At 72.3% G+C, this 13,267-nt stretch carries 13 protein-coding genes; 4 read left to right on the top strand and 9 right to left on the bottom strand.

What is annotated here, in order from left to right:
• Nucleotides 1-68: 68 nt before the first annotated feature.
• A complete protein-coding gene (locus tag K377_RS14505) occupies nucleotides 69-1,364 on the bottom strand; it encodes a geranylgeranyl reductase family protein (RefSeq protein ID WP_111663756.1) in 1,296 nt (431 codons plus the stop codon).
• A gap of 96 nt (nucleotides 1,365-1,460) precedes the next feature.
• Between K377_RS14505 and K377_RS14500 the strand changes: the two genes are divergently transcribed.
• Both K377_RS14500 and K377_RS14495 read left to right on the top strand, forming a co-directional pair.
• Nucleotides 1,461-1,970: a GNAT family N-acetyltransferase gene (locus K377_RS14500; RefSeq protein WP_111663755.1), complete on the top strand. Its 510-nt coding sequence runs from the start codon at nucleotides 1,461-1,463 to the stop codon at nucleotides 1,968-1,970.
• 153 nt (nucleotides 1,971-2,123) lie between these two features.
• Complete coding sequence (locus K377_RS14495) at nucleotides 2,124-2,414, top strand: PASTA domain-containing protein (protein WP_237551340.1); 291 nt, start codon at nucleotides 2,124-2,126, stop codon at nucleotides 2,412-2,414.
• Here the strand turns inward: K377_RS14495 and K377_RS14490 are convergent.
• From K377_RS14490 to K377_RS14460, 7 genes are all read right to left on the bottom strand, one after another.
• Entirely contained in the window at nucleotides 2,398-4,674 is a 2,277-nt protein-coding gene (locus tag K377_RS14490; protein ID WP_181512570.1) for a DUF3488 domain-containing protein, read from the bottom strand. The genes K377_RS14495 and K377_RS14490 overlap by 17 nt on opposite strands.
• Nucleotides 4,675-4,858: 184 nt before the next feature.
• Complete coding sequence (locus K377_RS14485; protein WP_111663753.1) at nucleotides 4,859-5,563, bottom strand: demethylmenaquinone methyltransferase; 705 nt, start codon at nucleotides 5,561-5,563, stop codon at nucleotides 4,859-4,861.
• A gap of 214 nt (nucleotides 5,564-5,777) precedes the next feature.
• The gene (locus K377_RS14480) at nucleotides 5,778-6,371 is read right to left on the bottom strand and encodes a hypothetical protein (protein WP_111663752.1); all 594 of its coding nucleotides are present in this window, start codon (nucleotides 6,369-6,371) and stop codon (nucleotides 5,778-5,780) included.
• The gene (mqnC, locus tag K377_RS14475) at nucleotides 6,371-7,570 is read right to left on the bottom strand and encodes a cyclic dehypoxanthinyl futalosine synthase (RefSeq protein ID WP_111663751.1); all 1,200 of its coding nucleotides are present in this window, start codon (nucleotides 7,568-7,570) and stop codon (nucleotides 6,371-6,373) included. Before mqnC ends, K377_RS14480 begins: the two co-directional genes overlap by 1 nt.
• 46 nt (nucleotides 7,571-7,616) lie before the next feature.
• Nucleotides 7,617-8,294: an A24 family peptidase gene (locus K377_RS14470; protein ID WP_111663750.1), complete on the bottom strand. Its 678-nt coding sequence runs from the start codon at nucleotides 8,292-8,294 to the stop codon at nucleotides 7,617-7,619.
• Entirely contained in the window at nucleotides 8,291-9,952 is a 1,662-nt protein-coding gene (locus tag K377_RS14465; RefSeq protein ID WP_111663749.1) for a serine/threonine-protein kinase, read from the bottom strand. Before K377_RS14465 ends, K377_RS14470 begins: the two co-directional genes overlap by 4 nt.
• Nucleotides 9,953-10,132: 180 nt before the next feature.
• Complete coding sequence (locus K377_RS14460; protein ID WP_111663748.1) at nucleotides 10,133-11,005, bottom strand: menaquinone biosynthetic enzyme MqnA/MqnD family protein; 873 nt, start codon at nucleotides 11,003-11,005, stop codon at nucleotides 10,133-10,135.
• 292 nt (nucleotides 11,006-11,297) lie between these two features.
• On the opposite strand from K377_RS14460, the gene K377_RS14455 reads away from it, so the two are divergent.
• Nucleotides 11,298-11,501, top strand: a complete 204-nt coding sequence (locus K377_RS14455; protein WP_006138897.1) for a cold-shock protein — start codon at nucleotides 11,298-11,300, stop codon at nucleotides 11,499-11,501.
• A 127-nt stretch (nucleotides 11,502-11,628) separates the two neighbouring features.
• On the opposite strand, the gene K377_RS14450 is transcribed toward K377_RS14455, so the two are convergent.
• Nucleotides 11,629-12,069, bottom strand: coding sequence for a DUF2000 domain-containing protein (locus tag K377_RS14450; protein WP_111663747.1), 441 nt, complete (start codon nucleotides 12,067-12,069; stop codon nucleotides 11,629-11,631).
• A 49-nt stretch (nucleotides 12,070-12,118) separates the two neighbouring features.
• On the opposite strand from K377_RS14450, the gene K377_RS14445 reads away from it, so the two are divergent.
• Complete coding sequence (locus K377_RS14445; protein ID WP_111663746.1) at nucleotides 12,119-12,946, top strand: AraC family transcriptional regulator; 828 nt, start codon at nucleotides 12,119-12,121, stop codon at nucleotides 12,944-12,946.
• The last annotated feature ends 321 nt before the right edge of the window (nucleotides 12,947-13,267 follow it).

Here is a 13,267-nt window from a genome sequence, read left to right as displayed (position 1 = left end):
TGACCGGGCAAAACCGGGCCGGCCGGAATCGGGCGGCCCGGAATCAGGCGGTCCGGAATCGGGCCGGGTCAGGCCTTCGGCGCGACCTTGCTCAGCCCGTTGATGATCCGGTCCATCGCGTCGCCGCCCGTCGGGTCGGTGAGGTTGGCCAGCATCTTCAGGGTGAACTTCATCAGGACCGGGTGGGTCAGGCCGCGCTGCGTCGCGATCTTCATGACCTTCGGGTTGCCGATCATCTTCACGAAGGCGCGGCCCAGCGTGTAGTAGCCGCCGTAGGTGTCCTTGAGGATCTGCGGGTAGCGCTGGAGGGCGAGTTCGCGGCTGGTGTCGGTCGGGCGGGCGTGGGCCTGCACGATGACGTCCGCGGCGATCTGCCCCGATTCCATGGCGTACGCGATGCCCTCGCCGTTGAACGGGTTGACCAGGCCGCCCGCGTCGCCGACCAGGAGCAGGCCCTTGGTGTAGTGCGGCTGGCGGTTGAAGGCCATCGGGAGGGCGGCGCCGCGGATCGGCATCGTCATGTTCTCCGGCGTGTAGCCCCAGTCCTCCGGCATCGACGCGCACCAGGCCTTCAGCACCTCGCGCCAGTCCAGCTCGCGGAACGCCTTGGAGGAGTTGAGGATGCCCAGGCCGACGTTGGACGTGCCGTCGCCCATGCCGAAGATCCAGCCGTAGCCGGGCAGCAGCCGGTCCTCGCCGGGCCCGCGCTTGTCCCACAGCTCCAGCCAGGACTCCAGGTAGTCGTCGTCGTGGCGCGGCGACGTGAAGTACGTACGGACGGCGACGCCCATCGGGCGGTCCTCGCGGCGGTGCAGGCCCATCGCCAGGGACAGCCGGGTCGAGTTGCCGTCGGCCGCCACGACCAGCGGGGCGTGGAAGGTGACCTCGCGCTTCTCGTCGCCGAGCTTGGCGTGCACGCCCGTGATGCGGCCGGTGCGGTCGTCGATGATCGGGGCGCCGACGTTGCACTGCTCGTACAGGCGTGCGCCCGCCTTCTGCGCCTGTCGCGCGAGCTGCTCGTCGAAGTCGTCACGCTTGCGGACGAGTCCGTAGTCCGGGTACGAGGCGAGGTCCGGCCAGTCCAGCTGGAGGCGGACGCCGCCGCCGATGATGCGCAGCCCCTTGTTGCGCAGCCAGCCCGCTTCCTCGGAGATGTCGATGCCCATGGAGACGAGCTGCTTGGTGGCGCGCGGGGTCAGGCCGTCGCCGCACACCTTCTCGCGCGGGAACTCCGTCTTCTCCAGGAGCAGGACGTCCAGGCCCGCCTTGGCGAGGTAGTAGGCGGTCGTCGAACCGGCGGGTCCCGCGCCGACCACGATGACGTCCGCGGTGTTCTCGGTGAGGGGCTTGGACTGTTCGGTCACGGCGGGTTCTCCCCAGGTTCGAAAACGGTGTGCCGCGGGGCACGGACATGGGCAGTCTATTCAGCGGTATCGATCACTCACCCGAAGGGCCAGCCCATGACCCGAACTCTTCCCGCCGTGGATCTGCGCGTCCCCACCCATGAGGACGCCTTCGCCTGGCACCGGGTGTTCGACGACCCGGACGTCATGGAGTTCCTCGGCGGCCGGGCCGCCGCCGCCGAGCTGTCGGTGCACCACGAGGCGACGGCCCGCCAGCGCATGCACGACGCCGAACTGGGCTACTGCCTGTGGTCCCTGGTGAACGGGGAGGGCGAGGTGATGGGCTTCGCCGGGGCCCAGCCGTGGCGGCACGCCTGGGGCCCGGTCGGCGAGATCGAGATCGGCTGGCGGCTCGGGCGCGCGTACTGGGGCAAGGGCTACGCGACCGCGGCGGCGCTCACCACGGTCGACCGGCTGCGCGCGGCGGGCGTCGAGAGCGTCGTCGCGATGGTCGACGCCCTCAACACGCGCTCGATCGCGGTGACCCGGCGCCTCGGCATGGAGCGGACCGAGACGTTCGTGACGCCGACGGGCCGTCAGGGGCACTGCTTCCGGCTGGTGCTGTAGGGCGTCCGCCCGCGGCCTTCCGGGCGTCGGTGGCGCGGTCTACCCTTCCGGTACCGCCTGGGGGTGACATCTGTGCCGAAGACGCCCGAGACGCCCGAAACGCCCAGCACACCCGACCCGCCGGACGTGCATGTGCCCACGCTCGTCGGCCTGATGGCGGTCGACGCGCAGGCCACGGCGCTCGCGTACGGTCTGCGGCTGGTGCCCGCGGACCGTCCCGCGCTCGCCGAGGCCGCCGTGGACCATGTGGTGCGCCAGTACCCGCCGCCCGGCGTGGAGATCCCCCGGGACGCCGCCGTCACGGTCTGGTTCGACTTCGGGGAGGGCGAGGGCGGCGGGGGCGCCGGGGTGCGCGAGCCCCGCGGTCCCGGTCCGCGGGGCGGTGGCATGCGCCGCGAACTGGGCGAGCCCGCCGCGCCGTTGCCGTTCACTTCGTGTCGGTGAGCCCCCAGGAGTCGAGCCCGATCCGGTACGTCTCCTGGAGCGCGGCCCAGCCGGCGTCCGAGCCGGTGAGGAAGATGGCGTACTCGGTGCCGTCGGCGGCGATGTACGACTGGTCGATGCCGTGGACGGTCCGCCCGCTCTCGTCCTCGTACGTGTACTCCCACAGGGCGCCCGGCCGCCCCTGGAAGGTGTTCGGCTCCAGCCTGATCCGCCGGTAGCCCGACTTCTTCGGGTCGTCCACGGCGTGCTTCTCCAGGTTCTGGAGGTTCTCGTACGAGGTGTAGGGCGCCATCGGGATCACTCCGACGAGGTACTTCTCCGGGCCGGTGCCGCCGCCCGCGTAGGTGATCTGGCTGTTGTTCTTGACGCCGGTCCGGCTCCAGGACTCGGGCACGGCGAAGGCGAAGCCCTTCGGGTCGACGACCCGGCGGTAGCCCGCGGGGATCCCGGGGGTCGCCGAGGGGACGGCGGTGTCCTGGTTCGTGGTGGGCGGGGGCGAGGGGGTCGGCTGCTGGGTCGCGGCCCCGGTGCCGTCGGTCTGTGCGGTCTCCACGGCGACGGGTGCGTTGTCCCTGGCGTCGTCCGCGGCGCCGTTGCCGTCGTCCCGGAGCAGCAGGACGCCGGCCGCGGCGCCGCCGCCGATGACGAGGGCGCCGAGGAGGGTGCCGATCCAGACGCCGAGGCGCCGGTCGGGTTCCTGCGGGTGGGGCGGAGGAGCGGCGAAGAGGACGCCGTACACGCCGGGCGGCGGGGTCGGCGGGCCCTGCGGCGGCGGGGGCAGCACGGAGCCGGTCCGGGTGGGCGCGTCGGCGAAGTCCTCGGCCGGGGGCGGCGGTTGGTGCGAGGCGGCGGGGGCCTGTGCCGCGCCGAGCCGCAGCAGGTACGGCGCGACGACGACCCCGCCGCCGACCCACAGCAGCCCGAACAGCAGCAGTTGCGGCAGGTCCAGGCCGCCCTCGCCGGTGCCCCCGAAGGAGAGTTCGCCGGTGAGGCCGCCCGAGGTCTCCATCGAGAACCCGCTGACCGCTCCCAGGACGAGCAGCAGCGCGTAGAAGAAGCCGCCGCCGAGATACAGCTCGCGCCGGTCCCGCGCGCGCCGGGCGATGAGCACGCCGACCAGCAGCGCGAGCACAAGCCCGAACGCCAGTACTCCGACGACCGCACCGCTGTTGACGTCGTCGCCGAGCCGCCCGAGTCCGTAACTGTCGTGCTCGTACTGGCTCCCGCCGAAGCCCGAGCCGCGCAGATCGGCCTCGACGGGCGCGCCCCACACGAAGCCGAGGCCGGTCACCGCGAGGTTCGGCAGATACAGCGCGAGCAGCACGATGCCCGCGGCGACGCTGCCGCCGGTGGCGCTGTCGACGTCGCCGCCGTCCCGGCCGTCGTCGGCGACGATGCCGACGACGAAGCCCGCGATGAGCACCAGCGGCAGCACCCAGGCCATGGCCCGCACCGCGGACCCGAAGGCGCGGCCCGCGGCGGCGACACCGGGGCGCACGGCGAGCCACTGCGCGATGTCGGCCCGCTGGAACACGGCGACGGTGACGACGGCGCCGAGCGCCAGCGTGCAGAGCGCCACCAGGAACGGGGCGCTGTGGAACTCCACCTGCTGGATCGTCGGCTGCCCGAACAGCGCGAGCACGACCGTGCCGCCCATCGCGAGCAGCCCGACCCGGACGGCGGTCTCCAGGCCCAGGGTGCGCTCGGGCGACGGCGGCGCAAGGAGCAGGCGCGTCCGCAGCATCCGTACGCCGATCAGCAGGGCCGTGCACCACAGCACGGGGACGAGCAGCGGCGGCATGAAGAGGTCGATCGCGCCCGCCGATGTGCCGGTGGAGCTGTCGAACAGCGAAGAGCCGCTGTCGCCGCCGGACGCGGTCGCCCGGAAGGTGCCGCCGAGGCCGTGCATCAGGACGGTCAGCGCGAGCCGCAGCCGGTCGCCGAAGCCGACGAAGTCATCGGCGTCCGCGTTCTGGCCGTAGCCGGGGACGGCGAGCGCCACGGCTCCGACGAGCAGCAGCCCCACGGGCCACAGCGCGGCCTGCGCCGCACCGGCCCAGTCACCGCGGAAGGCCCGCCCGAAGAAGGCACCGACCGGCGACGGGCCGGCGGGCGCCGGAGGGCCGGGCGGGGGTGGCGGGGCCGACGGGGGCGGGGCCGAGGGCGGCGGGGTGGCCGGGACCGGGGGCAGGGGCTGGTCCAGGGCCGTCGGGGTCGCCGGGGGCGGGAACTGCGGTGAGCGCTCCTTCCCGCATCTCATGCAGAAGCGGCCCTCAGTCGGAGCCTCGGCTCCACAATGCGGGCAGAACGACGTCATGGGGCGCTCCGATCCGTGGACGCACAGGTGCCGCCCCGTCACGAGGCGTCACCACGCATTCAACGGACATATCTTCCCGCCGCGCCGGTTCCCTTCAACGCCCTGCGAAATCAGTGAGGTTGAACCGTTACAGATCCAATGTCTGCTTGGTGCCGCGGTGCAGGGCGACGATGCCGCCCGTGAGGTTGCGCCAGGCGACCTTCTGCCAGCCGGCGCCCTGGAGGCGGACGGCCAGCTCCGGCTGGGTCGGCCAGGCGCGGATGGACTCCGCCAGGTACACGTACGCGTCCGGGTTCGAGGAGACGGCGCGAGCGACGGGCGGCAGGGCGCGCATCAGGTACTCGGTGTAGACCGTGCGGAACGGGGCCGCCGTGGGGTGGCTGAACTCGCAGATCACGACGCGGCCGCCGGGCTTCGTGACCCGGTACAGCTCGCGCAGCGCCTGGTCCGTGTCCTGGATGTTGCGCAGGCCGAAGGAGATGGTGACGGCGTCGAACGTGTCGTCCTTGAACGGCAGTTTCGTGCCGTCCCCGGCCGTGAACGGCATCCAGGGGTGGCGCTGCTTGCCGACCCGGAGCATGCCGAGCGAGAAGTCGCAGGGGACGACGTAGGCGCCGGCCTGGACGAAGGGCTGGGAGGACGTCGCCGTGCCGGCGGCCAGGTCGAGGACCTTCTGCGCAGGGCGGGCGTCCACCGCCTTCGCGACCTCCTTCCGCCACAGCCGTGCCTGTCCCAGGGACAGCACGTCGTTCGTGAGGTCGTACTTCTCCGCCACGTCGTCGAACATCGAGGCGACTTCGCGGGGCTGCTTGTCCAGGGATGCACGGGTCACCCGGCCATTGTGTCAGGGGGTACGCCGTCGGCCGCGCGTAGGTGGGGCCGGCCGCGCGGTTCCCCGCGCCCCTGGGCAGTTCTTCACGCGCGCCACCGTCGTGGCTGGTCGCGCAGTTCCCCGCGCCCCTGAAACGAGCTCCGCTCGCCCAGGGGCGCGGGGAACTGCGCGAGAAGCGGCCACCGGGCCGCGGACGAACGACCGGCCGCCGGCTTCAGCGGGCCCGGAAGACCAGGCGGCCCTCGATCACCGTTGCCACGCAGGTGGACGCGCCGTGGGTGACCAGGTCGGGGCGGGTCGGGACGTTGAAGACGGCGAAGCGGGCGGGGGCGCCCGGTGTGAGGGCCGGGAGGAGGACGAGCGGCTTCGGGGAGAGGGAGACGGGACCGGGGAGGCGGTCGGGGCGGGCCGCGAAGGCGAGTCCCGAGCGCCGGGCCACCTCGAGGACGGCCTTGGAGCGCAGCTCACCGGCGACGGCAACCGTCCCGTGCGCGAACAACCGCTGCACCCCCCGCCGCGCACTGGCCCCGAGAAGCGAAGGATCGGCGCGGAAGATCTCCCGCGCCCGAGCCCCGCCGATCGGCACGGTGCCGTACGTGTCGGCCTCGCGCGGATCGGGGTGGTACGTGTGCTCCAGGATCTCCGGGCCGTACGGATTCAGGAGCCCGGGAGTGAGGATCCCGGGCCACCGCCGCACCCGGGCCCCCGGATACGCGGCGGCCACGTCCTCGTACGACCCGACGGCGGCGATCCGGTCGCCCTCGACGACGACGGACGACCCGTCGTCGACGGTGTGCAGGGTCAGCACTAGTTGGTGGAGACGAGCTTGAGCTCGGGGTGCGCCGTGCCGCCCTCGATCGCGATGGACGAGATGTGCGAGGAGGCCCGGTCGTCGACGGGGTCGTTCGCCGGGTCGTCGTGCACGACGAGGTGCTCGTACGTGGTGGCGCGCTGCGCCGGGACGCGGCCCGCCTTGCGGATCAGGTCGATGATCTCCATGCGGTTCGAGCGGTGCTTGGCACCGGCCGAGGAGACGACGTTCTCCTCCAGCATGATCGAGCCGAGGTCGTCGGCGCCGTAGTGCAGGGAGAGCTGGCCGACCTCCTTGCCGGTGGTCAGCCAGGAGCCCTGGATGTGCTGGACGTTGTCCAGGAAGATCCGGGCGATCGCGATCATGCGCAGGTACTCGAAGAGCGTGGCCTGCGTGCGGCCCTTGAGGTGGTTGTTCTCGGGCTGGTACGTGTACGGGATGAAGGCGCGGAAGCCGCCCGTCCGGTCCTGCACGTCGCGGATCATGCGGAGGTGCTCGATGCGCTCGGCGTTGGTCTCGCCGGTGCCCATCAGCATGGTGGAGGTCGACTCGACGCCCAGGTTGTGGGCGGTCTCCATGATCTCCAGCCAGCGCTCGCCGGACTCCTTCAGCGGGGCGATGGCCTTGCGCGGGCGCTCCGGGAGCAGCTCGGCGCCGGCCCCGGCGAAGGAGTCGAGCCCCGCGGTGTGGATCCGCTGGATCGCTTCCTCGACCGACACCTTGGAGATGCGGGCCATGTGCTCGACCTCGGAGGCGCCCAGGCTGTGGATGACCAGCTCGGGGTACGCCTTCTTGATCGCGGAGAAGTGCTCCTCGTAGTACTCCACGCCGTAGTCCGGGTGGTGGCCGCCCTGGAACATGATCTGGGTGCCGCCCAGCTCGATCGTCTCCGCGCAGCGGCGCAGGATGTCGTCGAGGTCGCGGGTCCAGCCCTTCTTGGTGTCCTTCGGGGCCGCGTAGAAGGCGCAGAACTTGCACGCCGTGACGCACACGTTCGTGTAGTTGATGTTCCGCTCGATGATGTACGTGGCGATGTGCTCGATGCCCGCGTACTTGCGGCGGCGGATCGCGTCGGCGGCGGCGCCCAGGGCGTGCAGCGGGGCGTCGCGGTACAGGGCGACGGCCTCTTCCGGGGTGATGCGCCCGCCGGCGGCGGCACGGTCGAGGACGGACTGCAGTGCGGCCTTCTCGGTCACCGTGCGGGCCCCTTTCAGAGGAGTAGAGCTGAATTCTCAGCGTACGTCAGGCCGCCAGAGCGCCCAGCAGAACCCCCGCGAACGCCCCGAGGATCATGAACGGGCCGAACGGGATCAGCGTCTTGCGGTCCGCCCGCCGGGCGGCGACGAGGGCGAGCGCGTACAGGCCGTTGAGCAGCACGCCCGCGAACGCGCCGATGAACAGCACCCCGAGCCCGTACCAGCCGAGCGCCGCCCCGAGGCCGACGGCCAGTTTCACGTCGCCGAAGCCCATGCCCCGGGAGTTGATCAGGTGCAGCAGCAGGTACCAGGCGCCCAGGCCGAGCGCCCCCAGCACCGCCCCGCGCCACGACCCGCCGGGCTCCGGCAGCAGCGCGGCGGCGCCGAGCGCGAGCAGGGCCGCGCCCGCGAGCGGCAGGGTCAGCACGTCGGGCAGCCGGTGCACGGCCAGGTCGACGGTGGCGAGGAGCACGGCGGGCGGCGCGAGCAGCAGCCAGACGGCCAGCTCGGGGCGGGTGTCCGTGGCGGCGGCGAGCAGCGCGCAGGCGACGGCGGTGACGGCGGCCAGGAGCGCGGCGGGCGGACCGGGCCGGACGCCGAGCCAGCCGCGGGCCGGGCGCCAGGGTTCGTCCGGCTCGACGGAGAGGCGGTACGCGGCGCGCGGCAGGAGCAGCCCGGTGACGGCGCCCCACAGGGTGGCGACGAGGACCAGCGGGTCGGTCACCGGCCCACTCGCTTCAGGTCCGCCGTCGGGTTGCCCGCCTTCGGGTACTCGGAGGTGTAGCGCAGGCCCGCGCCGTCGCGGGAGAGGTGCACGGTGCTGGAGCCGTCGGCGCACTTGAAGGCGTCGCCGGAGATCTTCTTGCCGCTGGCCACGACCTCGGTCGCGGTGGCGGATCTCAGGGTCAGTTCGTCGACGCAGCGGTTGCCCGTCAGGTCGGTCGAGGTGACGGTGCCGAGCCGGCCGCCGACGCGCGTCTGCTTCAGCTCCACGCGGTAGGTGTCGGCCTGGATGCCCAGCACCGTGGCCTTCCCCTCCCAGGTGCCGAGGTAGAAGGAGGGGACGGTGCCGGAGGGCTGCGGCGACGATGCCGAGGCGGAGACCGAGGGCTGGGCCGAGGCCGTGGGGTGGGCGCCGTCCGCCGCACCGCCCGACGCGTCGTTCCTGGAGCCCGGCAGCATGTTCACGACCAGGATCCCGCCCACCGTGACCGCGGCCAGGGCTCCCGCGACGGCCAGCGCGACCGAGCAACTGACCTTGCGGCCACGCCCGTTCGCCGTCGCCGGGGTCGAGGTCGCCGACACGGACATCGACAGCCGCCCGGGCCTGGCGTCCGCCGGCCCGCCCTTGGCCGCGTCCCCCACCGTGGCCTCGCCGCGCGGCAGCGGCACGGCCGCGTACGACGGGTCGGGCGGCCCGAAGACGCCCGGCGCGCCACCGGTGACGGCCGGGCTGCTGAAGCCGACCGGCCCCGTGGCCGGGTCCGCGCCCTCCATGTCGAGGAGCCGCGCGGCCCCCCGCATCACCTGCTCGACCAGCGCCCCCGGCAGCCAGCCCGCCGCGACCAGTGCCGCCGCGCCCTCGGGCGCCAGGCGGCGGGCCACCTCGTCGGGTCCGGGCCGGTCGGCGGCCGACTTCGCCAGGCACCCGGCGACGACGTCCCGCAACTCACCTCTCAGCGCGCCCAGTTCGGGCTCCTCGTGGACGACCTTGTAGAGCAGCGCGGCCGAGGAGTCGCCGGGGAAGGGGGACTCCCCCGTCGCCGCGTACACCAGGACCGCGCCCAGCGAGAAGACGTCGGAGGCGCCGGTGACGCCCTTGCCGAGGATCTGCTCGGGCGCCATGTAGCCGGGCGAGCCGATGGAGACGCCGGTGGAGGTGAGGGAGGCGGTGCCGTCGGTGGCCCGCGCTATGCCGAAGTCGATGAGGCGCGGGCCGTCGACGGTGAGGAGGACGTTGCCGGGCTTCACGTCGCGGTGGACGAGGCCCAGGCCGTGCACGGCCGCCAGCGCCTCGGCGAGCCCGGCGCCCAGGACCCGTACGGAGTGCTCGGGCAGCGCCCGGCCGGGACCGGCCGCCTGCGCGAGAGCGGGCCCGGCGACGTATCCGGTGGCCACCCACGGCACGGGCGCCTCGGGGTCGGCGTCGAGCACCGCCGCGGTCCAGGCGCCGCCGACCCGCCGGGCCGCGGCCACCTCGCGCCGGAACCGTGCCCGGAACTCGTCGTCGAGCGCGAAGTGCGGGTGGACGATCTTGACGGCGACGGTCCGGCCGCCCGCGCTGCGGCCCAGGTACACCCGGCCCATCCCGCCGGCCCCGAGCCGGCCCAGGAGGCGGTAGGGACCGACCGTCGTCGGCTCGTCGGCCTGTAGGGGCTGCATGCGAAGAACCTCCCCCGGGTCCTGAGACGGCACGCTCCCCAGCAGCGTAGGCCCTTCACCGCACGGCTCATACGGCGTTCGGCTTAGCCCGATTTCACATCGGCCCCAGAGAAATAGGACGGTGTTCACCGGAATTCCACGTGGGGCTCATCGTTGAATTCCGGCGAATGTCCCGTTCTCTCATCGTCCGAGAAGTTCGACCTTCACATCGGCGGGAAATCCGGTGGTCTCCCCGACCCGGCGCGCGAACTCCGTGACGCCTTCCAGCTGTGCGGGACCGAAGCGGAAGTCGAGGGTCGTGAAGTACTCCTCCAGGACCGCCTCGTCGAAGGCCTCCCAGCGGGCCGCCTGCTCGGCGACCTTGGTGACCTCGTCGAGGGAGAGGTCGCGCGAGGCGAGGAACGCCTCGTGCACCTGGCGGGTGATCGCCGGCTCCCGCTCCACGTAGTCGCGGCGGGCGGCCCACACGGCGAAGACGAACGGCAGCCCCGTCCACTCCTTCCACATGGCGCCCAGGTCGTGCACCTGGAGCCCGAGCCGCGGCGCGTCGTGCAGGTTGGCGCGGAGCGCGGCGTCACCGATGAGGACGGCGGCGTCGGCGTCCTGCATCATCAGGCCGAGGTCCGGCGGGCACGTGTAGTAGTCGGGCGACACACCGATGCGCTCGGCGAGCAGGAGCTGTGCGAGCCGGACCGACGTACGGGACGTCGAGCCGAGGGCGACCCGGCGGCCGTCCAGCTGGTCGAGGGGCACCTGCGACACGATCACGCAGGACATGACGGGGCCGTCGCAGCCGACGGCCAGATCGGGGAAGGCCACCAGGTCGTCGGCGGCCTTGAGGAATTCGACGAGGGTGATCGGACCGATGTCCAGAGCGCCCTGCACCAGCCGCTCGCTGAGCTTCTCGGGGGTGTCCTTCGTGAGCTCGAAGTCGAGCAGCGAACCGGTCCTGGCCAGCCCCCAGTAGAGGGGCATGCAGTTCAGGAACTGGATGTGGCCCACGCGCGGACGGGTGCGCCGCGCGGCCTGGGGAGTCTCGGGAGAATTGTCCACATCGCGAGGCTAGACCCCATGAGATACGGTGCGGGCCTCGGGCCCCTCGGGTGGCTTCTGTCAACCCGAATCGGGATCACGTCAAACCTGTGGGTGACGTGATCTTGCCCTCTATTGCGTTCGGCTGCCTGCGTGCTAGGCTCGCCGCAAGTTGCAGTTTGGTTTCCCTTGCAGTACAGAGCCTGCGGAGCATGTGACCGCGGGCTCTCGTCGTTTTCAGACTTTTGCAGTTGTTCGCAAGCGCATTTGCAGGTTCTGGAGCAGGGCAACCCTTTGGCCCATAGGAGGGCTTATGGCTACCGGAACCGTGAAGTGGTTCAACGCTGAAAAGGGCTTCGGCTTCATCGCCCAGGAGGGCGGCGGCCCGGACGTCTTCGTCCACTACTCGGCGATCAACGCGAACGGCTTCCGCTCCCTCGAGGAGAACCAGGCCGTCAGCTTCGACGTCACGCAGGGTCCGAAGGGCCCGCAGGCGGAGAACGTCACCCCCATGTGACCTTTCCGATCACTGAGGTCACACCGGCAGGTGCCGGCGTGATCTGATCCGGAACCTAGAGCAGTACCCAAGGAGCCCCGCGCCTCACGGCAGCGGGGCTCCTGCCTTTGTACGGGGCCGCACTTGCTCACGGGTGCATACGGGCGCCCTTCAGGATCTTGTCGACCGCGTTCTTCGGCCCGTACACGGCGATACCGACCAGGTCGAGGCCGTCCGTGGACACGGCCCGGACGGCCGCGCGGTTGTCGCGGTCGTTGCCCGTCGTGAACAGGTCCGAGGTGAACACGGCGCGCGGCAGGCCCCGTTGCAGCGCCTTGGCGTGCGCCGACTTCAGCGTCTCCTTGCCGCCCTCGAAGACCAGGACCGGCTGGCGCAGCATCGGCAGGTACGGGGTGGCGTCGGCGTCCTCGTACGGCTCCCCGATCACCTCGGGGTGCTGGGTGCCGAGGCCGCTCACCAGGAACGCGGTCACGTTCAGCCGCTGCCAGGTCTCCAGGTCGTCCCGGAGCAGTACGGCGATCTTGGTGTCGAAGCGGACGGGGGCGGCGGTGTCGTGGTCGGTGCTCATGCCGTGAGACTCCCGCGCGGGGCGCATTCGCGTCTTGTACGTTCTTTGCATGGCGGGACGCGAACCGGATCCGGACCGGATCACCGCGTGGCGCCCCGAGGTGAAGGGCGTCACGGAGGTCTTCCACGCCCATTTCACGCGGCACTCCTACCCGATGCACGTCCATGACACCTGGACGCTGCTGATCGTCGATGAGGGCGCGGTCCGCTACGACCTGGACCGGCACGAGCACGGCACCCCGCTCGGCACCGTCTCGCTGCTGCCGCCGGGTGTCCCGCACAACGGTTCGGCCGCGACGCCGGACGGCTTCCGCAAGCGCGTCCTGTACTTGGACGCCTCGGACGACGGCCCCCTCGACACCTCGCTGGTCGGGGCCGCGGCGGACTCCCCCGACCTGGTCGATCCACTTCTGCGGCACCGGATCGGGCAGCTGCACACCGCGCTGGTCCGTCCCGGGGACGAGCTGGAGGCGGCGGCGCGGCTGGCTCTTGTGGGTGAGCGGTTGCGGGAGCGGCTGCGGCCGGCTTTCGGTGGTCCTGTGCGGGTCGCGCCCGATCGGCGGGTGGCGGACCGGTTGCGGCAGTTGCTCGACGCGCGGGTGGTGGACGGGGTCGTTCTGGAGGAGGCGGCGGGGGTGCTCGGTGCTCATCCGGCGCATCTGGTGCGGTCGTTCAGCGCCGCGTACGGGATCGCTCCGCATCAGTACCTGATGGCCCGGCGGGTCGATCGTGCCCGGCGGCTCCTTCTTGCCGGGCGGCCCGCCGGGGAGGTCGCGGCCGACGTCGGCTTCTACGACCAGTCCCATCTGACCCGCCACTTCAAACGAGTGGTGGGCATCCCCCCGGCCCGCTACGCCCGCGCTTCCGGTCGCGGCTGATCACATCGCGCCCCGCGACGCGCAGTTCCCCGCGCCCCTAGGTCGTTCTTCGCGCGCGGCCCGGCGGCCACTTCTCGCGCCGTTCCCCGCGCCCCTGGGTCGTTCTTCGCGTGCGGCCCGGTGGCCGCCTCTCCCGCCATTCGCCGCGCCCCCAGGCAGTTCGCCACGCGCGCCACCGTCGTGGCTAGTCGCGCAGTTCCCCGCGCCCCCAGGTCGTTCTTCGTGTGCGGCCCGGTGGCCGCTTCTCGCGCCGTTCCCCGCGCCCCCAGGCCGTACCCCACGCGCGCCACCGTCGTGGCCGGTCGCGCAGTTCCCCGCGCC

This window comes from Streptomyces sp. PsTaAH-137, assembly GCF_003259365.1.
Lineage (GTDB): Bacteria > Actinomycetota > Actinomycetes > Streptomycetales > Streptomycetaceae > Streptomyces.
Note: the sequence above shows the minus strand (reverse complement) of the source record. Positions and strands in the feature narration are given on the sequence as shown.

What these genes read in the sequence shown, in the direction of transcription:
- K377_RS14450 (WP_111663747.1), bottom strand. Translation starts at nt 12,069, where the DNA reads ATGAGCACCGACCACGACACCGCCGCCCCCGTCCGCTTCGACACCAAG.
- K377_RS14465 (WP_111663749.1), bottom strand. Translation starts at nt 9,952, where the DNA reads ATGCAGCCCCTACAGGCCGACGAGCCGACGACGGTCGGTCCCTACCGC.
- K377_RS14455 (WP_006138897.1), top strand. Translation starts at nt 11,298, where the DNA reads ATGGCTACCGGAACCGTGAAGTGGTTCAACGCTGAAAAGGGCTTCGGC.
- K377_RS14445 (WP_111663746.1), top strand. Translation starts at nt 12,119, where the DNA reads ATGGCGGGACGCGAACCGGATCCGGACCGGATCACCGCGTGGCGCCCC.
- K377_RS14495 (WP_237551340.1), top strand. Translation starts at nt 2,124, where the DNA reads ATGGCGGTCGACGCGCAGGCCACGGCGCTCGCGTACGGTCTGCGGCTG.
- K377_RS14490 (WP_181512570.1), bottom strand. Translation starts at nt 4,674, where the DNA reads ATGAGATGCGGGAAGGAGCGCTCACCGCAGTTCCCGCCCCCGGCGACC.
- K377_RS14500 (WP_111663755.1), top strand. Translation starts at nt 1,461, where the DNA reads ATGACCCGAACTCTTCCCGCCGTGGATCTGCGCGTCCCCACCCATGAG.